This is a genomic window from Advenella kashmirensis W13003 (assembly GCF_000506985.1).
Classification (GTDB): Bacteria; Pseudomonadota; Gammaproteobacteria; order Burkholderiales; family Burkholderiaceae_B; genus Advenella; species Advenella kashmirensis_A.
The window spans coordinates 1,698,851-1,718,838 of the sequence record NZ_KI650979.1 but is presented as its reverse complement, the minus strand read 5'-3'; the positions used below and the strand labels follow the sequence as shown (position 1 = coordinate 1,718,838).

At 57.6% G+C, this 19,988-nt stretch carries 18 protein-coding genes; 9 read left to right on the top strand and 9 right to left on the bottom strand.

Annotated features, from left to right (window positions below):
• Positions 1-25 precede the first annotated feature (25 nt).
• The 3 genes from W822_RS31900 to W822_RS31890 all read left to right on the top strand — a co-directional run bounded on the left by W822_RS31900 (position 26) and on the right by W822_RS31890 (position 1,302).
• Positions 26-484, top strand: a complete 459-nt coding sequence (locus tag W822_RS31900; RefSeq protein ID WP_024004660.1) for a MaoC family dehydratase — start codon at positions 26-28, stop codon at positions 482-484.
• A 174-nt stretch (positions 485-658) separates the two neighbouring features.
• Positions 659-877, top strand: a complete 219-nt coding sequence (locus tag W822_RS31895) for an AbrB/MazE/SpoVT family DNA-binding domain-containing protein (RefSeq protein ID WP_024004659.1) — start codon at positions 659-661, stop codon at positions 875-877.
• On the top strand, positions 874-1,302 hold the full coding sequence (locus W822_RS31890; protein WP_024004658.1) for a putative toxin-antitoxin system toxin component, PIN family: 429 nt from the start codon (positions 874-876) through the stop codon (positions 1,300-1,302). Before W822_RS31895 ends, W822_RS31890 begins: the two co-directional genes overlap by 4 nt.
• A gap of 66 nt (positions 1,303-1,368) precedes the next feature.
• Here W822_RS31890 and W822_RS31885 read toward each other — a convergent pair whose 3' ends face one another.
• The 7 genes from W822_RS31885 to W822_RS31855 form a co-directional block, all read right to left on the bottom strand.
• A complete protein-coding gene (locus W822_RS31885) occupies positions 1,369-2,592 on the bottom strand; it encodes a CaiB/BaiF CoA transferase family protein (protein ID WP_024004657.1) in 1,224 nt (407 codons plus the stop codon).
• Positions 2,593-2,640: 48 nt separating this feature from the next.
• Complete coding sequence (locus W822_RS31880; RefSeq protein ID WP_024004656.1) at positions 2,641-5,055, bottom strand: acyl-CoA dehydrogenase family protein; 2,415 nt, start codon at positions 5,053-5,055, stop codon at positions 2,641-2,643.
• Entirely contained in the window at positions 5,056-5,961 is a 906-nt protein-coding gene (locus W822_RS31875) for an amidohydrolase family protein (protein ID WP_024004655.1), read from the bottom strand.
• Complete coding sequence (locus W822_RS31870; RefSeq protein ID WP_024004654.1) at positions 5,958-6,575, bottom strand: carboxymuconolactone decarboxylase family protein; 618 nt, start codon at positions 6,573-6,575, stop codon at positions 5,958-5,960. Before W822_RS31870 ends, W822_RS31875 begins: the two co-directional genes overlap by 4 nt.
• Positions 6,576-6,630: 55 nt before the next feature.
• Entirely contained in the window at positions 6,631-7,263 is a 633-nt protein-coding gene (locus tag W822_RS31865; RefSeq protein WP_367379358.1) for a glutathione S-transferase N-terminal domain-containing protein, read from the bottom strand.
• A gap of 44 nt (positions 7,264-7,307) precedes the next feature.
• Entirely contained in the window at positions 7,308-7,931 is a 624-nt protein-coding gene (locus W822_RS31860) for a flavin reductase family protein (RefSeq protein WP_024004652.1), read from the bottom strand.
• 183 nt (positions 7,932-8,114) lie between these two features.
• Positions 8,115-9,179, bottom strand: a complete 1,065-nt coding sequence (locus W822_RS31855) for an MBL fold metallo-hydrolase (protein WP_024004651.1) — start codon at positions 9,177-9,179, stop codon at positions 8,115-8,117.
• Positions 9,180-9,282: 103 nt separating this feature from the next.
• Here W822_RS31855 and W822_RS31850 point away from each other — a divergent pair, with 103 nt between their 5' ends.
• From W822_RS31850 to W822_RS31825, 6 genes are all read left to right on the top strand, one after another.
• A complete protein-coding gene (locus W822_RS31850; RefSeq protein ID WP_024004650.1) occupies positions 9,283-9,681 on the top strand; it encodes a MerR family transcriptional regulator in 399 nt (132 codons plus the stop codon).
• A 279-nt stretch (positions 9,682-9,960) separates the two neighbouring features.
• Positions 9,961-11,139, top strand: coding sequence for an isovaleryl-CoA dehydrogenase (locus tag W822_RS31845; RefSeq protein WP_024004649.1), 1,179 nt, complete (start codon positions 9,961-9,963; stop codon positions 11,137-11,139).
• Between the two features lie 52 nt (positions 11,140-11,191).
• Positions 11,192-13,042 (top strand): bifunctional isocitrate dehydrogenase kinase/phosphatase, encoded by a 1,851-nt coding sequence (aceK, locus tag W822_RS31840; RefSeq protein WP_024004648.1) that lies wholly within the window; start codon positions 11,192-11,194, stop codon positions 13,040-13,042.
• 11 nt (positions 13,043-13,053) lie between these two features.
• Complete coding sequence (locus W822_RS31835; RefSeq protein ID WP_024004647.1) at positions 13,054-14,235, top strand: acetyl-CoA C-acyltransferase; 1,182 nt, start codon at positions 13,054-13,056, stop codon at positions 14,233-14,235.
• Positions 14,236-14,357: 122 nt separating this feature from the next.
• Complete coding sequence (locus W822_RS31830; RefSeq protein ID WP_024004646.1) at positions 14,358-15,965, top strand: carboxyl transferase domain-containing protein; 1,608 nt, start codon at positions 14,358-14,360, stop codon at positions 15,963-15,965.
• Between the two features lie 15 nt (positions 15,966-15,980).
• Positions 15,981-18,011, top strand: coding sequence for an acetyl/propionyl/methylcrotonyl-CoA carboxylase subunit alpha (locus tag W822_RS31825; RefSeq protein ID WP_024004645.1), 2,031 nt, complete (start codon positions 15,981-15,983; stop codon positions 18,009-18,011).
• Positions 18,012-18,141: 130 nt separating this feature from the next.
• Here the strand turns inward: W822_RS31825 and W822_RS31820 are convergent, their stop codons facing one another.
• Together W822_RS31820 and W822_RS31815 are read right to left on the bottom strand one after the other, a co-directional pair.
• Positions 18,142-18,474 (bottom strand): hypothetical protein, encoded by a 333-nt coding sequence (locus tag W822_RS31820; RefSeq protein WP_024004644.1) that lies wholly within the window; start codon positions 18,472-18,474, stop codon positions 18,142-18,144.
• An 85-nt stretch (positions 18,475-18,559) separates the two neighbouring features.
• Positions 18,560-19,750, bottom strand: a complete 1,191-nt coding sequence (locus W822_RS31815) for an acetylornithine transaminase (protein WP_024004643.1) — start codon at positions 19,748-19,750, stop codon at positions 18,560-18,562.
• Between the last annotated feature and the right edge of the window lie 238 nt (positions 19,751-19,988).

The window sequence follows — 19,988 nt, the reverse complement described above, 5'->3', positions numbered from 1 at the left end:
CGGGCATCTTGCTGGAGTCCCTTATATGTTGCTTGTAGACACCCCCGCCGATCTGGCCTCGCATATTGGCGAAGACCTTGGCACCAGCCAATGGTTTACCGTGACGCAGGACCAGATCGATCACTATGCGCGACTGACGGGCGACGATCACTGGGTCCACGTGGACATTGCCCGCGCGCAGCGCGATATGCCCGACGGCAAAACAATCGCGCACGGCTTTTTTGTTCTGTCGCTGATTCCGCTGCTGGCACGCGATATTTTCAAAATCAGCAAACGCGGCAAAGGACTGAATTACGGCCTGAACCATTTGCGCTTTATCAGTCCGGTACCGGTGGGGTCGGACGTGCGACTGCAACAAAAGCTGGTTGACGCTCAACCCAAAAACGGCGGCATGCTCTTCACCTTTGAAAATACGTTCGAAATAAAGGACCAGGAGCGACCGGCATTGGTAACGACGATGCTGCTGCTGATTTATAACGAATAATCGCTTCCTCGGACGAAATAGCATCGATTCTGAATCCTGCCCATTTCTCTTTACAAGCCGCTATTGAGCCTGCTGTCGTTGTCTTACTCAATTTCTCCGCGAGAAACAACCATTTGCATAGCAGGAAGTAAGGAAGTAAGATATCCTTTCTTTCTTCTTTAGCGGAGAACATCCATGCTTGCCAAATTAACATCAAAGAATCAAATCACCTTGCCAAAGGCAGTTGTGTCGAAGGTAGATGCGGCCGAGTATTTTGAGGTGGAGGTCGAAAATGGCCGAATCGTACTGACACCGGTACGTGTACAGCAGGGCCAGGCTGTTCGCGATAAGCTGCAACAACTCGGCATTACCGAACAGGATGTCGAGGACGCCATTTCCTGGGGGCGCAAATGATCAGGGTGGTTCTGGATACCAATGTCGTATTGTCTGCGCTGCTATTTACATCCGGGCGTCTCGCGTGGATACGCAGGGCCTGGCAGCACAAGCAGCTCCTCCCCTTGGTATGCACGGAAACTGTCTGCGAATTGCTTCGTGTACTTGCTTACCCAAAATTCAAGTTGACAGCCGAGGAACGGCAGCATCTACTTCAAGACTTTCTGCCGTACACCGAGGTCGTCGAATTGCCCTTGCCGTGGCCGACATTGCCGCGTTGTCGCGACGAAAAAGACCAGGTGTTTCTTGTCATAACCTATATTGGCCAGGCGGAAGCTCTCATCACAGGGGATGGCGACCTCCTGGCCATGCGCAACGAGAGCCCCGTCCTGATCGTGACACCCGAAGAATGGGAGAGCCAACAAAGTAGCTGCCCCAACTGTTGAAGTCCAGCCCAAGCTACTCTGCCGGGAACCCTTATCGGCAAAAATCAGGCATACCACAGAACAGACTCAAATAATCTTTTTCTCGCGCAACTCCGTAATGGCGGCCGCATCCATCCCCAGCAGCTCGCTTAGCACCTCGTCGGTATGTTCACTGAGTGTGGGCGGTGGACGCCGATAGGTGACCGGTGTGGCGGACAGCTTCAGCGGATTGGCAATCTGCGGAATGTTTCCTGCTGTCGAGTGCTGCATATGCATCAACATGTTCCGATGTTGCAGTTGGGGGTCTTCGAAGACCTGACTCAGGTCGTTGATCGGCCCGCAAGGGACATTCATGGCGTCCAGTTCTGTCTGCCACTCCTTGATCGGACGCGTGATCATGACGGCCTGCAGCAGCGGAATGAGTTCTTTCTGGTTCTGGGCACGCAGCCGGTTCAGCAGGAAGCGCGGATCATCGGCCAGTTCGGGCAGACCCAGCAGTTGCACAAATTGGCGAAATTGCGAATCGTTGCCCACGGCGATCATGAGATAACCATCGCTGCATTCAAATGCCTGATACGGGCATGTAATGGGCGAGGCCGTGCCCATGCGCCGGGGAATCGTGCCGGACACCAGATAATTCATGGCAATGTGCCCAATGGAAGCCACCTGTGCATCAAACAGCGCGATATCTATATACTGCCCTTCTCCGGATACCGCGTCGCGATGATTCAGCGCCGCAAGAATCCCGATAATCGCGTAAAAACCTGCGGTCAGATCCGACACCGCGTAACCCACTTTCTGAGGCCCACCACCGGGTTCCTCTTCAGGATTGCCGGTCAGACTCATCAGCCCGCTCATGGACTGGAAAATCGGATCATAACCCGGCCGATGACTATACGGACCGGATTGCCCAAAGCCGGTAATAGAACAATACACCAGACGTGGATTGATGGCTTTCAGTGATTCATAATCAAGACCGTACCGCGCCAGATCGCCGGCCTTGAAGTTTTCGATCAATACATCGCATTGAGCGGCCAGCTTGCGAATGACCTCCTGCCCTTCGGGGCTGGACATATTTACCGTCACCGAACGCTTGCCACGGTTCATCGCCAGAAACGAGGAAGTCTCGGCAGTCTCGTTGCCGGCGTCGTCCTTCGCCCGATAGCCCTGCTGGCGAACATCATCGCCCCGGCCAGGCCGCTCCACCTTGATCACATCGGCGCCCAGATCGGCCAGCATCTGGCCGGTCCATGGCCCGGAAAAAACCCGTCCCAAATCCAGCACCCGGATGTGCGAAAGCGTTTGCACCATATCTGTTCCCATATTCATGTCAATCACTCAATTCCTTTGCTACTTTTTTTACACAGGCAATGCCAGCACGACCTTGGCCAGGATATTGCGCTGAATTTCATTCGTGCCACTGAATATCTTGGCCGCAGCCGCGTTATAAAGCGGCATCTGCAGGCCGTCTACCGTGACAACCTCATTCTCTGACGCTTGCACATTGGGCGTACTCTCTGAACCTGCGAAGACCGCCGCACCGGTCGTACCCGCCTGTTCGCCCGCCGCATCCAGCAGCAACAACGCCGCCTTCTCGTGCGTTTCGGTCGCCCAAATTTTGAGTAGCGACACATTGGCCGGCAATGGCTCATTACGCCGGACAATATCCGAAAACGTCGCATAGGCAGATGACAGATCGGCAATATCCATATGCAAGCGCGCATAATCGCGCATGAAGGCCGGGTCACGATCCAGGCCGCTCGCGCCCATGACTTTATCGATCATGGCCAGCGTATTCTGCGCGTGCTTGGGGTTGCCGCTAAACAGCCGTTCAAAGCCGAGCAACGCCTTGGATATGGTCCACCCCTGGTTCAGTTCACCTACCAGGTTCTGTTTCGGTACCTTCACATCATCGAAGAAGATTTCGCAGTATTCTTCGTCACCGGCGATCGTCCGGATTGGCCTTACGGTAATACCGGGCGATTTCAGGTCCACCATCAGGAAGCTTATACCCGCCTGCTTTTTCACATTTTTGTCGGTACGTACCAACATAAACATGTGCGTGGCATCCTGGGCCAGTGTCGACCAGGTTTTCTGCCCATTGACGGTGAAATAGTCACCTTCCGGCACCGCCTCGCAACGCAGCGAAGCCAGATCGGATCCCGCATTGGGTTCAGAATACCCCTGGGCCCAGACATGTTCACCGGACAAAATGGCGGGCAGGTAGGTTTGCTGTTGCTCCGGCGTGCCGTAGCGGATCAGAATCGGTCCCAGCATGACCAGTCCCTGGTCGGGCGGACGGCCTACGCCATAGCGTTCCTGTTCCTCAATATAAGCAATCATTTTCTCCGGGGATAGCGCCATGCCACCGTATTGCTTGGGCCAGGCTGGTGCAATCCACTTCTGGCGCGCCAGCGTGCGATACCAGTCGCCAATTTCATGCCAGTGCAGGCGACCGCTACGATGACGCAAGTGTTCGGGATAATGCGCGCGATAGAACGCACGCAACATCTGCCGGAATTCCGCTTCCGGCATCGCGTCCCAATCGGCATCGGTAGGAAAATCGGTCCATTGCTTTTCCGCGCCGTTTTCCTTCCCGTGCTGCCTGTTTTGTCCTGCCTGCCTGTCTTGCGTATGGCTGGTGGCTGAAGCGTGTGCCTGCAGCTGTTCCAGCGCCTGCAAATAACGGGCTTCATGCGCCCGGCGATTCCCCATTTCACTGGATAACGCAATCGCTTTCTTGAGCATCAGTCCCACATCGGACTCATCGGAATAGCCCATGCCACCATGCATTTGCACGGCCAGCCGGGTCGCCTCACCGGCTGCAAGTTCCGCCCTCGACTTCAGGCGACTGGCTTGCATGGCCAATAAGGCCGGCGTCTCGCCTGGCTTGTCAGTGGCTTCCCACAGGGCGAACTCCAGCATTTGCAATTGAATATAACTGTCAACCATACGGTGCTGCAGGCTCTGAAACGAGCCGATGGGCTTGCCAAATTGCATGCGCACTTTCAGGTACTCAAGTGTCGTGTCGAACGCATTGCGCGCGCAACCCAGCAGTTGCGCCGACAGAACGATGCGGGCATAGTCATTGGCCTGAGTGAGCGCATCCATCACGTCCGGCCCACGTGCTACGATCTGCGCCTCTTTCACCGCACAAGATTGCAGATGCAGCGTGCCGATACTGCCCGTATCCACACGTGATACATCGCTCATATGCACGCCTGTCGCGTCCGCTTCAATCCATAGCAGTACCGCCTCATCGTTCTGCATGACAGGCACCAGCCAGCCATCTGCGCCGCTGCCCGGTGCCACGTTGATATACCTCGCTGACACAGCAAGCTGACCGTCCTGTTGTGTGACGACCGGGCCCGAACGGACATTCACCTGGCCAGGGTGTTGTTGCCAGGCCGTCCCGGCAATCAGCGATCCCTCTGCAATACCCGCCAGCAGGCGATCTCGCAATTCACTGTCTGGCAATGCGCGCAAGAACGTAACGGTTTGAACTGCAACGGCGACCAGTGGCTCGGCAGCCAGAGACGCGCCCAATTCCAGCGCGATGGCGTTCATCTCGCCCAGCCCGAGGCCCAGACCGCCCTGGGCTTCGGGTACCAGCACCGCCGGCCATCCTGCTTCGGCCATACCCTGCCATGTACTGCGATTCAGCCCCGCCGAAGCCAACACTCGCTGGCGCATACGCTCAGCATGATTGCCGCGTGAAAGAAAATCCCGGGCACTATCCCGGAATGCGTCGATTTGTTCCCTATCCAGCGACATTTACTTGCCCGCTCCTTCAAATCCATATAAATGTGTTGGGTTTGTCACCCATACCTGTCGACGAGTTGCTTCATCACCGAACCAGTCCCAGGCCAATTCGATCAGGCGGCCGACAGCCGGCGCCCGTTCGCCCATGCGAACGTAGGGCCAGTCCGATCCCCACAGCACCCGCTCCACATTGGCGGCCAGCAGCGCGTCATGAAAGGGACGAACATCGGCGTAATCCGGCGCCTGCGTCGATACCCGGCAGACCGACAGCTTGATCCACAACCGCCCGTCGCGCAACAGTCGGCATAACAATTGAAATAAGGGATCCTGCACGCCACGGTCAATCACGACACTGGCCATGTGATCGATCACCACAGGCAAACCCAGATCAGTTACCTTTTCCAGGACGGGCAAATAGCGATCATACGGCCCCCACATCTGCACATGCATGCCGGTCTGGCGCATAGCCGGGGCCAGCGTCTCAATGCTGTCAAAGCCCACGCTGCCGGGAAACAGGTTGCCCTGCGGGTCGCGCGCTTCAATGAAACGCAAGCCGCGAATGCCTGCTGCATACCATTGACCCAGCAACTGTGCATCGGCATCCGGGGCTGCCACACCGACGCCGCGCAACTGTGTCGGCCGCCGGGCAATGGCATCAATGATGGCACTCACATCGGTTCCGTAAGGAGCAGGCTGCACCAGTACCCCCCGCTGCATGCCGACGGTATCGAGCATCTTCAGATAACGCGTGGCTGGCGCATCAGGCGGCGCGTAGGTCGAACGCAAATGCAGCGGAAAATCGGCATATGGGCCGAACACATGACAATGCGCATCACAACTGTCATCAGGCAGCGTGACTGCAGCAGGGGTGGGCATGCGCGGCATTTCTACCGCATCGGGAATGTAAGGGCCGGTCATACCGTGATATCCTCGAGCGACACTGCCGCAAGCGTACTCAGCGCCTGGACCCCGTTACGCTGCGGCGGAACCAGCGGGTTCGGCGCGTCGTCCGGCAGCGGAATTTCATGGGCATTGAGCGTCATGGATACCATCGTGTAATAGCCGACAACCGCCGTCAGCTCCACCACGCCGGTCACATCAAAGTATTCCCGGATGCGGTCGTATACGGCAGGCGCAACCGTTCCATGCGCCAGCAACTGGCGGGCAAACTCATACACCGCCGCGTCTTGCGGGTCCTTGAACCCCGGTGCCTCGCAGTTTTTTATTTCATCTGCAATAGACTGAGGCAACCCCGCCGTCAACGCCGCCTGTTCATGGATATACCATTCAATCTGGCTATTCCAGTAACGGGCAGTGACCAGAATGGCCAGCTCGTTCAGGCGCGGCGGCAGGCTGGTGCCGAATCGCAGCATCTCGCCCAGTTTCTGCCAGCGCTGCGCCAGCTCGGGGTTATGCAGCACGGCCCGCAGCGGACCGACCAGCCTGCCGCGCGGACCATTGACGATGTCATCATAGACAGCGCGTTGCGCTTCGTTCATGGTCTCTACTGTGGGAAAAGGGATACGACTCATAGATCTTCCTGGCGTTGTTGCGTTTTAAAACTTTGGAAAAAGGATGGAATAACAATCAGGGCGTTTCAGCAGGCTCGGTGGCGGCGACCGACGCACGGCTGACAAAAACGTCCGCGTGCCAGCTTGCCAGCCCGGGCGCGCGTCGGCGCCAGTTCAGTTCTGGAAACCGGTAATCCAGATAAGACAAGGCGCAGCCAATCGTGATCGCCCCCATATCGAATCCAACCGTTTCAATCTCGGCAACATGGTTCTGCAGAAAATCGAGCGTCGAATCGGTCTTCAGCGCAAACGCTTTCAACCAGGCAACTGTCTGTTTTTCTTCTGTTTTGTTGCGTTCCTGGCGGAACAGCAGCAAGGCATCCATGAATCCATCTCCCAGCGCCTGTTGCCGCAATACGCGCGTGCGCTGCTGCGGGTCGACCGGGAACAGTGCCTGTCCTTGCCCATCCGGAGCACGTGCAGCCAGGTATTCGCAAATGACACGGGAGTCGAACAGGCTGTAGCCATCTTCAAGCACCAGTGTGGGCAATTTGATCAGGGGGTTATCCGGAATCAGTCCAAGGTTCGGCTCGGCCATCGCAACCGGCGTGCGCACCAGTTCAACCGCATCGGTCTGTCCGGTTTCGTGCAAAACGATCATGACTTTTCTAACAAACGGGGAACGGGGTGACCAGTGCAGTTTCATCATTTTTGAGGGTTATCCGTAACGGTTATGAACGCTTTTGCAGACGCTCAGGATTCTTCGGGGTTATAGGGAATTCGCGCCAGCTGAAAGCTGTCGCGGGTATGCGTGTACCAGCCGGCGCCATGCATGCGTCCGACCAGATCCAGCTTGTTGCCATCGATATAGCATTTGTCGCGGTCGATCACGGCAGCGTCATCCACATGCAGGCCCTCTACCCGGGCAAGGATGATATTACGTTTGCCATCAATATCGATTTCCTTCCAGAGGCGGCATTCCAGGGCGACCGGGCTGCCTGCAATTCTGCCCGGCCTGACCTTTTCAGAGGGCAGGGTCGCAAGGCCGGCTTTATGCAGCTCGTCCACATGGGCCGGGTACTCCGTCGCCGTGATATTCATGGCCTCGATCATTGAAGCCGGGACCAGGTTGACGACAAACTCGCCGGTGCGTTCAATATTGAGCAGGCTGTCTTTCTTGATGTCGCCGTTGTGGCCGATACCCAGCGCCACCACAGGCGGATCTCCCGACAGGACATTGAAAAAAGAAAAAGGCGCGGCATTCCAGACGCCGTCTTCCGACTGTGTGACCACCCACGCAATGGGGCGCGGCAGCACCACGCTGCCCATCAATTTGTAGGTGTTTTTGCCTTCAAGGGCTTGCATGTCGAAATACATATCGGTCTCCGTGTGTGCCAATCTGATCCTGTCACCCAGAGACTATCCGAGTGGTGTGCCTGTCGTAAAGGGTAAAGACAAACGATAAAGGCGAAAAAACCATACTTATGACCTTTTAAATATAACATTAATCCCGAAGACCGACAAGTCAAACCTCGGGATACAAAACCGTCAGGTAATCAGTTACGCAGCAGAATACCGCAACACGCCCTTATCATCTTCCTTGCATGTCAATTTGCCTTCGTGGTAAAGCATCTGCAAATGCGCCAGCGCTTCGCCCATGGCGAATGTCAATTGATGCAAATCAAGTTTACGCTTGAACATCAGCGGCACGACATCGGTTGTGGACATGGGCTTTTCTCCACACCATTGCAACACCTCAGCCAGGCGCTCAGCGTGATGATCCCGCTGCTGGCGAAGCCGTTCGTGCAAGCCCTTGAACGGTTTGCCATGCGAGGGCAAAACAAGGGTATCCTGCTCCAGGGGCTCATAGCTATCGAGCGATTGCAGGTACAGTTTCAGGGGATCGGCATCCGGCTCATGATCAAAGACGCTCACGTTGGTGGAGATCCGCGGCAGTACCATATCGCCTGAAATCAGTACCTTGATTTCCGGACAGTACAAACTGATATGTTCCGGCGCGTGCCCATAACCGGCAATCAGATCCCATTGTCTGCCGCCAATCAGCAGGCGCTCGCCGCCCAGCATCCGCGAAAAGCGGCGCGGCATGCCATCGACCAGCGAAGGATAATAATTGGCGCGCTCGCGGATCTGTTCCTGTGCTTGCGGATCATTCAGGCCATGGCGCGCAAAATGCGCAACAGCGACTTCACCGCCGGTGCCCGCCCCGCCCGCAGGACGCGAGGACCAGAGTGAGGCGACGTAAAAATCGGTCATGCTCATATATAGCGGTACCTGCCAGCGTTCACACATCCACGCAGCCAGACCCGTATGATCGGGGTGCATATGCGTCACGATCAGGCGCAGGACAGGCAACCCGTCCAGCGCCTCTTCAAATACGCGCTCCCACAGGGCTTTGACCTCAGGCTTGGCAATGCCGGTATCCACCACCGTCCAGCCTTCCCGTCCGTCTATTTCGTCTTTGAGCAACCACAGATTAATATGATCCAGCGCAAAGGGCAGCGGCATACGAATCCACTTGACACCGGGGGCGACTTCCTGCGTTTGGGCCGGTTCCGGCAACACATCACCAAAGGGATAATTCAGTCTTGCTTCAAGTTCATTCATGCGTACCACTCCTCATTGACATTTGTTTTTAATTCATAGATCATAGTTTACGTTAACGTAAACAGCAAGTCAGAACGCCCTGTCGGCCTGCTTTATATATTTCATGAATCCACGCACCTGGTCTATTTCCGAACTCGCGGAAGAATTCAATATCACGCCGCGCACGCTTCGCTTCTACGAAGACCACCGCATTGTCGACCCCCTCCGGGACGGACAAAAGCGCATCTATACCCATCGCGACCGCACCCGCCTGAAACTGGCGCTGCGCGGCAAGCGGCTGGGGCTGCAACTGTCGGAAATCTGTTCACTTATCGGCATGTACGAGGGTCCCGGCAGCACCCAGCCGCAACTGGAAACCTATCTGTCGATCCTTACTCGCCACAAGCAGCAGCTACTGCAGCAAAAACAGGATCTGGATCAGACGCTGTCCGAAATCGACGAGCAGGAAAAAAACTGCCTGGCGCTCCTGCGTCAAATTCACGACCCGGCCACAGGCGCGTAGTATTTGACCCGAACCCATGTCAAGCTTGCAGCCCGGGAGTGCTGGCGCCCTTCGCCTTACGGGTTTATCCTAGGCATTGATATATTGACGTTTACGTAAACGTAATGATATATTTTCGGCAGGCCAGAGACAGGCGCTATCCACGCTCGTCTACGGATTTCCACACTGGCGATTACCCTTGCTGGCCCCATTGCGTCATCAAGTGGTGATCCGGTTCACGTAAACTCACAGTAATGAATCTTTTCGAATTCATCGCTCACAAGACGACGGAGATTTTTCATGACAATTCCCGGTTTGAATTTTGATCTGGGCCAGGATCTGGACATGCTGCGCGATGCCGTGGCCGATTTTGCCAGGGCTGAAATAGCCCCGCGCGCCGCCGAACTGGACAGAAACGACCAGTTCCCCATGGATTTGTGGAAAAAATTCGGCGACCTGGGCGTGCTGGGCATGACTGTGGGTGAGGAATATGGCGGCGCCAACCTGGGCTATCTGGCACACATGATTGTGATGGAAGAGCTCTCGCGCGCCAGCGCCTCGGTCGCCCTGTCCTATGGCGCCCATTCCAATCTATGCGTCAACCAGTTGCACCGCAACGGCACCGAAGCACAAAAGAAAAAATACCTGCCCAAACTTATCAGCGGCGAGCACGTTGGTGCGCTTGCCATGAGCGAACCGGGCGCCGGTTCCGACGTCGTCAGCATGAAACTGCGTGCCGAGAAAAAAGGCGACCATTATGTCCTGAACGGCAGCAAAATGTGGATCACCAATGGGCCGGATGCCGACACGCTGGTGGTCTACGCCAAGACCGATCCCCAGGCGAATGCAAAAGGCATCACCGCGTTCATTATCGAAAAAGGCTTCAAGGGCTTTTCGGTCGCGCAAAAGCTGGACAAACTGGGCATGCGCGGCAGCCATACCGGCGAGCTGGTCTTTGAAAACTGCGAGGTACCTGAAGAAAACATTCTTGGTCAGCTCAACGGTGGCGTCAAAGTACTCATGAGCGGGCTCGATTACGAACGCGCCGTGCTGGCCGGCGGCCCGCTGGGCATCATGCAGGCCGTCATGGACATCACCGTGCCGTATGTGCACGAGCGCAAGCAGTTTGGCCAGTCTATCGGTGAGTTCCAACTGATCCAGGGGAAAATGGCCGATCTGTATACAACCCTGCAGGCCAGTCGCGCCTTTTGCTATACCGTAGGCAAACACCTGGACAGGCTCGGTGCAGGCCACGTACGTGAGGTCCGCAAGGATTGCGCCGCCGTCATTCTGTATTGCGCGGAAAAAGCCACCTGGATGGCAGGCGAAGGTATTCAGATCCTGGGCGGCAACGGCTACATCAACGAATATCCGACCGGCCGCCTGTGGCGCGACGCCAAGCTATACGAAATTGGCGCCGGCACCAGTGAAATCCGCCGCATGCTGATCGGCCGCGAACTGTTTAACGAGACCCGCTAGGCTTATGTTTTGTTCACGCACGCCAACCTGTCGGCCCCACCGCCTGTAAATCATGAAGTCGCTCACTGCAGACCACCAGCTAGTCCATCAACTGGATCCGCAAGTGCCGGAGCCGGCTGCGCTGGCGGCTGAAATCCTGGCGGGCTTCAACCGTCACTATTCGCTGTTCCGCTTTGTCGCCCAGCGCGCCAAATCTCTGTTTGAATCGCATGACTGGCACGGTATGCAGCGCGTCAACCGCGAGCGGATCGACTACTACGATACGCGGGTGCGCGAATGCACGCGCCAGATCGCCAAGCTGCTGGACAAAACCGCCATGGCCATGAAGGACCCGAAACTGGGCGGCTCCTTTACTGAAGAACAAAGCCGCTATTGGCAGGATATCAAGCAGGCCTACACACAGCTGTTGATGGAACACAGCCAGCCGGAATGCGCCGAAACGTTCTTCAATTCGGTCTGCAGCCGGATCATGCATCGCGACTACTTCCATAACGACTTCCTGTTCGTGCGTCCTGCGGTCGCAACAGACTATATCGATGCGCAGGGCAGTTCCTATCGCGTCTACTACCCTCATACCCAGGGCATTATTCCGACCGTCATCGACATGGTGGCCGATTTCGGCCTGGCGCTGCCTTTTCATGATTTGCCCGAGGATGCCCGTCTGCTGGCACGGCGTGCCGTCGGCATATTACGGCGCGAAATCGCCAAGACCGGCGGCTCGCGCATCGCCCCCGATTGCCAGATCCATGTGCTGCGCAGCCTGTTCTTCCGTAACAAGGGCGCCTATATCATCGGCCGCTTCATCAATAACGGCCAGCTGTATCCCTTTTCCATCCCCCTGCTGCATACGCCGGCGCACGAAATCCGCCTGCACGCGCTGCTGCATACGCGCGCCGATATCAGTACGCTGTTCAGTTTTACGCGTGCGTATTTTCTGGTAGATATGGAAACACCCTCGTCCTACGTGTCCTTTTTGCATACGCTGATGCCCGCCAAACCCAAGGCGGAGCTGTACACGGCCATCGGCCTGCAAAAGCAGGGCAAAACCTTGTTCTACCGCGATTTTCTGCATCACCTGACACACTCGACCGACACGTTCGATATCGCGCCTGGCATCGAAGGCATGGTCATGACCGTCTTCACGCTGGGCTCCTATCCCTATGTGTTCAAGCTGATCCGCGACAAAATCCGCAAGGATGGCATGGTGCACGCGACGGTGCGCCAGAAATACCAGATGGTCAAGCTGCATGACCGGGTCGGACGCATGGCCGACACCTGGGAATATTCGCAGGTCGCGCTGCCACTGAAGCGTTTTTCCGCCGCCCTGCTTCAGGAACTGCGCACCGAAGTGCCCAGCCTGATCGAAGAAACCGACGACTCGATCGTTCTGCGCCATGTGTATATCGAACGGCGCATGACGCCACTCAATATTTATCTGAATCGCGCCAGCGATCAGGCGCTCGAGGAAGCGGTCAGGGGCTATGGAGACGCCATTGCCGAACTGGCCGCCGCCAATATATTTGCCGGAGACATGCTGTACAAGAACTTCGGCGTGACGCGACTGGGTCGCATCGTGTTCTATGATTACGATGAAATCCAGCCCATTACCGACATGGCTTTTCGCAGAATTCCGCCTGCGCCCAACGAAGAAGCGGAAATGTCCGATGAACCCTGGTACGCAGTACATGCCAATGATGTTTTCCCCGAAGAGTTCGAGCGCTTTTTGCTGGGAGATCCCCGCGTGCGCCAGGCCTTCATGAAACATCATGCCACCCTGCTCGATTATCAGTGGTGGCAGAACCGGCAGAACCGGGTCGCGTCCGGTAAAATCGAAGATATCTTCCCCTATCCAGCCCAGCGCTGCCTGCACGCTCCAGGCACGCCGCGGCACATCACCCAATAAAGGAGTCCGACATGAATGATCCTATCGTTATTGTTTCCGCTGCCCGCACGCCCATGGGCGGCATGATGGGCAGTCTTTCAGGACTGGCTGCTCATGAACTGGGCGCCACCGCCATCCGCGCTGCGGTTGAACGCGCCGGCATCAAGGCCGACGACGTTCAGGAAGTCATTATGGGCAACGTGCTGCAGGCCGGACAGGGCCAGGCACCCGCAAGACAGGCCGCGCTGGGCGGTGGTTTGCCCAAAGGCGTTGCCTGCACTACCATTCATAAGGTTTGCGGCTCAGGGCTGAAAGCCGCCATGCTCGCGCATGACCTGCTGGTGGCCGGCAGTGCTGATGTCGTCGTCGCCGGCGGCCAGGAAAGCATGAGCAACGCGCCCTACCTGTTGCTAAAGGGACGCCAGGGCTATCGCTACGGTCACTCCACCGTCTATGATCACATGGCGCTGGACGGCCTGGAAGACGCCTACGAGCGCGGCACGGCCATGGGTGTCTTCGCCGAAAAATGCGCCGACAAATATACCTTTACCCGTGAAGAACAGGACGCCTTTTCCATCGAGTCCCTGAAACGGGCCAACGCTGCCATTGCCGATGGCAGTTTCGAATGGGAAATCGCGCCGGTGACCGTCAAGGGTCGCAGTGGCGACACCGTGGTCGATACCGATGAATCCCCCGGCAAGGCCAAACCCGAAAAAATCCCGGCACTCAAGCCAGCGTTCAAAAAAGACGGCTCGGTCACCGCGGCCAATTCGTCTTCCATTTCCGACGGCGCCGCGGCCCTGGTCATCATGCGCGAATCCACAGCCAAAAAACTGGGCGCCACGCCAATTGCCCGCATCGTGGGCCATTCCCAGCACTCACACGAGCCGGAATGGTTTACCACCGCCCCCGTCAGCGCCATCAAAAAACTGCTGGACAAACTGCAGTGGAACAAGGACGAAGTGGATCTTTACGAAATCAACGAAGCCTTTGCGGTCGTTACCATGGCGGCCATGAAAGAGCTTGAGCTTGACCACGCAAAAGTCAATATCCACGGCGGTGCCACCGCGCTGGGCCACCCCATCGGCGCATCCGGTGCCCGCATTCTGACGACACTGCTGGGCGCGTTGCGCAAGACCAAAGGCAAACGCGGCATCGCCTCGCTGTGCATCGGTGGCGGCGAAGCGGTTGCGCTCGCAGTTGAAATGATCTGATCCCGCGCGCGCTCGCATCGGCGGCCGTTCAACCGTCGTAACGAGCGCTCGTGCCATACGTTGTCCCCCGCTGCTCGCGCCCCCTGGCGCGCGGCTGCCGGCTTCTTGCATGGAAACGCTTTATGCCCGTTATCGCCTCTAAAATCAATGTCCGTTCCGCCACGTTCCTGGAAAACGCCCAGGTCATGCAGCAGCAGATTGACGATCTGAAGCAGCATTTGGAAAAAACCGCCCTCGGCGGCAGCGAAAGCGCACGCGCCAAGCATGTGGCGCGCGGCAAACTGCTGCCGCGGGATCGTGTCGAACGCCTGCTGGACCCGGGTTCCGCCTTTCTGGAACTCTCGCCCATGGCAGCTCACGACATGTATGACGGCGAGGCACCGGGCGCCGGGGTCATCACCGGCATCGGCCGGGTCAACGGCATTGAATGCGTCATCGTCTGCAATGACGCGACCGTCAAGGGTGGTACCTATTACCCCCTGACGGTCAAAAAGCACCTGCGGGCCCAGGAGATCGCCCAGCAAAATCGCCTGCCCTGCATTTATCTGGTGGACTCGGGCGGTGCCAACCTGCCTCGTCAGGACATGGTCTTTCCCGACCGTGATCACTTTGGACGCATTTTCTACAACCAGGCCGTGATGTCTTCCATGGGCATTGCGCAAATCGCCGTGGTCATGGGTTCCTGCACGGCGGGGGGCGCGTATGTGCCGGCCATGAGCGATGAATCCATTATCGTCAAGAATCAGGGCACGATTTTCCTGGGCGGCCCGCCCCTGGTCAAGGCAGCGACAGGAGAAGTGGTCACGGCCGAAGATCTGGGCGGCGGCGACGTTCATACCCGCCTGTCGGGCGTGGTCGACCATCTGGCCAACAGTGATTTGCATGCCTTGCAACTGGCGCGCGATACCATTGCACGACTGAACATCAGGAAAGACATTCCCCTTAAACTGCAGCCGGTGCGCGAACCGCTTTATGATCCTGCCGAACTGAACGGCATTATTCCGGCCGATACCCGCAAGCCCTACGATGTGCGTGAAGTCATTGCCCGCATTGTCGATGCGTCGGAATTCGATGAATTCAAGGCGCGCTTTGGTACCACGCTGGTGACGGGCTTTGCCCACCTGCACGGCATGCCCGTCGGCATCATCGCCAACAACGGCATCCTGTTTTCCGAAGCCGCTCAAAAAGGCGCCCACTTTATCGAACTGTGCTGCCAGCGCAAGATCCCGCTGGTTTTTCTGCAGAACATTACCGGTTTCATGGTCGGACGCAAATACGAGAACGAAGGCATCGCCCGCCACGGTGCGAAAATGGTGACCGCAGTCTCTACCGCTTCGGTACCAAAAATCACCGTCCTGATCGGCGGCTCGTTCGGCGCCGGCAATTATGGCATGTGCGGTCGCGCCTTCAACCCGCGGCTGCTCTTCATGTGGCCTAATGCCCGCATTTCCGTCATGGGGGGCGAACAGGCTGCCAGTGTGCTGTCGACCATCCGTCGCGATGCCATCGAGGGCAAGGGCGGCAATTGGTCTGCCGAAGAAGAAGACCAGTTCAAGGCGCCCATCCGCGAGCAGTACGAGCGCGAAGGCCACCCCTATTATGCCACCGCGCGCCTGTGGGACGATGGCATCATCCAGCCGGCCGATACCCGGCGCGTGCTGGCGCTGAGCCTGTCTGCTGCCCTGAATGCACCGATAGAAGACACCCGATTCGGCGTGTTCCGTATCTGACCGGAGACAAAGACCATGTTTCACACTATTCTGATTGCCAATCGCGGAGAAATCGCCTGCCGCGTGGCCGCCACCGCGCGCCGCATGGGTATCCGTACCGTCGCCGTGTATTCTGATGCCGACGCCCATGCTGCCCATGTACAGGCCTGCGATGAATCTGTCCATATTGGCGGAGCCGAACCGCGCGCCAGCTATCTGCTGGGCGACGTAATCCTGAACGCGGCCCGCGCCACCGGCGCGCAAGCCATTCATCCCGGATACGGCTTTCTGTCCGAAAACGAAAATTTTGCCCAGGCCTGCGAGCAGGCCGGCGTGACCTTCATCGGTCCACCGGTCTCTGCAATTGCTGCCATGGGCAGCAAATCCTCCGCCAAATCGCTGATGGAAAAAGCGGGCGTGCCACTGGTGCCCGGCTACCATGGCAAGGACCAGGACCCTGCACTGCTGCACCAGGAAGCCGACCGCATCGGCTATCCGGTATTGATCAAAGCCAGCGCAGGCGGTGGCGGCAAGGGTATGCGTGTCGTCAACAGCAGCGACGAATTTCCCGCCGCGCTGGCTTCCTGCAAGCGCGAAGCCATCAGCAGTTTCGGCGACGACATGGTTCTGGTCGAACGCTACCTGACCAAGCCGCGCCATATTGAAATTCAGGTGTTCGCCGATACCCAGGGCAACGCGGTGTATCTGTTCGAGCGGGACTGCTCGGTTCAGCGCCGTCACCAGAAAGTCATTGAAGAGGCTCCGGCCCCCGGCATGACGCCGGAACGCCGCAAGCAGATGGGCGATGCAGCCGTGGCGGCCGCCAAGGCAGTGGGTTATGTGGGCGCCGGTACCGTCGAGTTCATCGCCGAACCCGATGGCCGCTTCTATTTTATGGAAATGAACACCCGCCTGCAGGTGGAACATCCGGTCACCGAAATGATTACCGGTCTGGATCTGGTGGAGTGGCAATTGCGGGTCGCTTGTGGCCTGCCCCTGCCCCTGACCCAGGATCAACTGACCATGCAGGGCCATGCCATTGAAGCACGTATTTATGCCGAGAACCCTGACAATGGCTTTCTGCCGTCGATCGGCACGCTCAACCACCTGCGTTTGCCGGACCATGTCGCCTTCAGCAACGGTACGATTCGCGTCGATGGCGGTGTGCGCCAGGGCGACAGCATCTCGCCGTATTACGATCCCATGATCGCCAAGCTGATTGTGTGGGGAGAGAACCGGGAGCAAGCCATTACCCGCATGCACACGGCCCTGGCGCAAACCCAGGTCGTGGGCGTGCGCACCAACCTGGCATTTCTGGGCCGCCTCATGGAGAACACCGCTTTCGCCACGGCAGACCTGGACACGGGGCTGATCGAGAAAAACCGCGAGCAACTGCTGCCGGAACACGCCGAGGCTCCCCTGCCCGCCCTGGTCTGCGTCGCGGCCACCTGGATCAGCGCCCAGGGCCAGGCCACGCAAAAGGACAACACACACCGTCATGCACCAGACCCGTGGGACAGCACCGATGGCTGGCGCCTTGCCGGACACTACCGGCAAACCTTGCAGCTACAGGACGGCGAGAATGAACACGCGCTGCACCTGGAGCGCATCGATGGTCAATGGCAACTGGTTCATCGGGAACGCAGCTACCCGCTGTCGTGGTCGGCAGAACAGGACGGTGACAGCTGGAACGTCTGTGTCAATCTGGATGGGCGCAACTATACCGGCACGGTCGTGCGCGATGGTGAACAGGCCTGGCTGTTCGGCTCAGGAGAAACCGGTGGCACGCGCATTTTCGGCCTGCCTGACCTGCTGCGCCATGCGGCCGACGATGCCGCAGACCATGGCGGCAACCTGACCGCCCCCATGCCCGGAAAAATCATTTCCCTGTCGGTCAAGCCCGGCGACACTGTGAAAAAAGGCGATGCGCTGATGGTCATGGAAGCCATGAAAATGGAGCATGCGATTCACGCGCCGACGGACGGCACGGTGCAGGAAGTATTTTTTGCAGTGGGGGATCAAGTGACCGACGGCGCCGAATTGATCCGGATTGAAGACCCGGCTTAGTTGTGCTGCGTGCCGGTTGCCTGGAATGCGCGCTTTGAAAATCAACGTCTGCAGAGACCGCGGCCTGGCATACATCACTGGAGCACTGCGCCATTTCCCGAATCCTTTTGGGAAATGGCGACAAAACACTTTACTGCTTGCCGTCGTCCAGATGAATATTGCCGCCTTCGTTGGCCCAGTCAGCGTCGCGCTGCTGCTCAATATCGTCAGAAAGGGTATCGAGCAATTCGTTGATCTCGTCCTGATAGGTTTCAATCATATCGTCCGGCAAACCCAGTGATTCCTGGGCTTCCATAAAACCATCGGCACAGACACTGAGTGATTCGCGTACCGCTTTTTTGTCACTGACATTGGCCAGCAATGCATAAACGGCGTGTTGCAAGGCCGCCTGCTGGGCCATGCACTGGTTCAGATTATCAGACAGCTCAATGACAAGCTCTTTAAGTTCCATCTCGTTTTGCATATTGGCTCCTTATGGGTGCTGGCGGCTGCCGGTTGCACGATGCCCCGGCGGCCTTGTTGCCCTGTCGGGACGGACAGGCTTGTAGTCAGGATCTGACCTTGGCGATCACCTCATCCAGCCACGCCAGCATCAATTTGACTTCGTCTTCGGTAATATTCAATGCGGTCATAAAACGCAACAGATTGGGCCGCGGCGCGTTCAGCAGCATGCCTTCAGGACCCCGATCACGTGCGGCATCCACAATCGCAGGGCCGTCGTCCTTGTCCAGAATCAGGGCGCGCAGCAAACCCATACCGCGCTCGCCCTTCATGCCCCATTTTTCAGACAGCGCCAGCAGGCCCTGCGACAACTGTTCAGACCGCAAGCGCACGCTCTCCATGAAGCCTGGCGCGGTCAGCGCATCGAACACGGCAACACCCCCTGCCGTAATCAGCGGATTGCCATTGTAAGTACCACCCTGATCGCCATGCTCAAAGCAGGCCACTTCTTCGCGGGCCAGCATGGCGGCCAGCGGAATGCCGCTGCCGATGCCCTTACCCAGGGACATGATATCGGGTTCAATGCCATAGGCCTGGTAGGCAAACAGCTCGCCACAGCGTCCCATGCCGGTCTGCACTTCATCCACAATCAGCAGCATATTGTTTTCACGGGTCAGCTCACGCAGCGCCTTCATGAACGCCATATCAGCCGGAATCACCCCGCCTTCGCCCTGTACCGGTTCCAGCATGACAGCGACCGTCTGATCGTCAATCAACGCCTTGACCGACGCCAGATCATTCAGTTCCGCCTTGGGGAAACCCTCAACCTGAGGGGCAAATTTCGTATCCCAGCCTGCTTTGCCGGAGGCCGACATGGTGGCCAGTGTACGGCCGTGAAAGCTGTGGTTAAACGTAATAATCTTGTAGGCGCCGCCTTTGTTTTTCTGGCCCCACTTGCGAGCCAGCTTGATCACGCCCTCATTGGCCTCGGCCCCGCTGTTAGTGAAGAACACGCGGTCGAAGCAGGACGCGTCGGTCAGTCGCTTGGCCAGCGCTGTCGAGGGCTCGTTGAAGAATGCAGGGGACGGATTGATCAACGTGGCGGCCTGATCATTGAGCGCCTTGACCAATTGCGGGGGACAATGCCCCAGACAGTTCACGGCCCAGCCCTGAATGCAGTCCAGATATCGCTTGCCCGTGTCGTCGGTCAGCCACGAGCCTTCGCCGCGAACAAAATACATCGGCGGACGGGCTGTGATTTCCATAAGCGACTGGGCATCGGCGGAGCTAAACGACATGGCACTTCCTTTTAAAGGCAGACAGGGTAATTTGGAGATAAATCGGGATAAGTTTTCATTGTATTCAAATTCCCTGCAGCTGTCCGGCCTGTGCGAAAAACGCACAATCACGCTGCACCGATTCTTCCCGGCGCCGACTCTTTGCCGTACCGGTCTGCCGATGTCCGTTTCCATCATCATCGGCTGGTCTGCAACCGACTGAAACACAATGCGCGGCCTGCCCGCAACGGTGCTTTGT

Excerpts from the sequence above, each read along its gene's own strand:
- W822_RS31865 (WP_367379358.1), bottom strand. The coding sequence starts at position 7,263 with ATGATGAAACTGCACTGGTCACCCCGTTCCCCGTTTGTTAGAAAAGTC.
- aceK (WP_024004648.1), top strand. The coding sequence starts at position 11,192 with ATGAAGTCGCTCACTGCAGACCACCAGCTAGTCCATCAACTGGATCCG.
- W822_RS31845 (WP_024004649.1), top strand. The coding sequence starts at position 9,961 with ATGACAATTCCCGGTTTGAATTTTGATCTGGGCCAGGATCTGGACATG.
- W822_RS31825 (WP_024004645.1), top strand. The coding sequence starts at position 15,981 with ATGTTTCACACTATTCTGATTGCCAATCGCGGAGAAATCGCCTGCCGC.
- W822_RS31835 (WP_024004647.1), top strand. The coding sequence starts at position 13,054 with ATGAATGATCCTATCGTTATTGTTTCCGCTGCCCGCACGCCCATGGGC.
- W822_RS31820 (WP_024004644.1), bottom strand. The coding sequence starts at position 18,474 with ATGCAAAACGAGATGGAACTTAAAGAGCTTGTCATTGAGCTGTCTGAT.
- W822_RS31880 (WP_024004656.1), bottom strand. The coding sequence starts at position 5,055 with ATGTCGCTGGATAGGGAACAAATCGACGCATTCCGGGATAGTGCCCGG.
- W822_RS31870 (WP_024004654.1), bottom strand. The coding sequence starts at position 6,575 with ATGAGTCGTATCCCTTTTCCCACAGTAGAGACCATGAACGAAGCGCAA.
- W822_RS31815 (WP_024004643.1), bottom strand. The coding sequence starts at position 19,750 with ATGTCGTTTAGCTCCGCCGATGCCCAGTCGCTTATGGAAATCACAGCC.
- W822_RS31875 (WP_024004655.1), bottom strand. The coding sequence starts at position 5,961 with ATGACCGGCCCTTACATTCCCGATGCGGTAGAAATGCCGCGCATGCCC.
- W822_RS31855 (WP_024004651.1), bottom strand. The coding sequence starts at position 9,179 with ATGAATGAACTTGAAGCAAGACTGAATTATCCCTTTGGTGATGTGTTG.
- W822_RS31900 (WP_024004660.1), top strand. The coding sequence starts at position 26 with ATGTTGCTTGTAGACACCCCCGCCGATCTGGCCTCGCATATTGGCGAA.
- W822_RS31830 (WP_024004646.1), top strand. The coding sequence starts at position 14,358 with ATGCCCGTTATCGCCTCTAAAATCAATGTCCGTTCCGCCACGTTCCTG.
- W822_RS31890 (WP_024004658.1), top strand. The coding sequence starts at position 874 with ATGATCAGGGTGGTTCTGGATACCAATGTCGTATTGTCTGCGCTGCTA.
- W822_RS31860 (WP_024004652.1), bottom strand. The coding sequence starts at position 7,931 with ATGTATTTCGACATGCAAGCCCTTGAAGGCAAAAACACCTACAAATTG.
- W822_RS31895 (WP_024004659.1), top strand. The coding sequence starts at position 659 with ATGCTTGCCAAATTAACATCAAAGAATCAAATCACCTTGCCAAAGGCA.
- W822_RS31850 (WP_024004650.1), top strand. The coding sequence starts at position 9,283 with ATGAATCCACGCACCTGGTCTATTTCCGAACTCGCGGAAGAATTCAAT.
- W822_RS31885 (WP_024004657.1), bottom strand. The coding sequence starts at position 2,592 with ATGGTGCAAACGCTTTCGCACATCCGGGTGCTGGATTTGGGACGGGTT.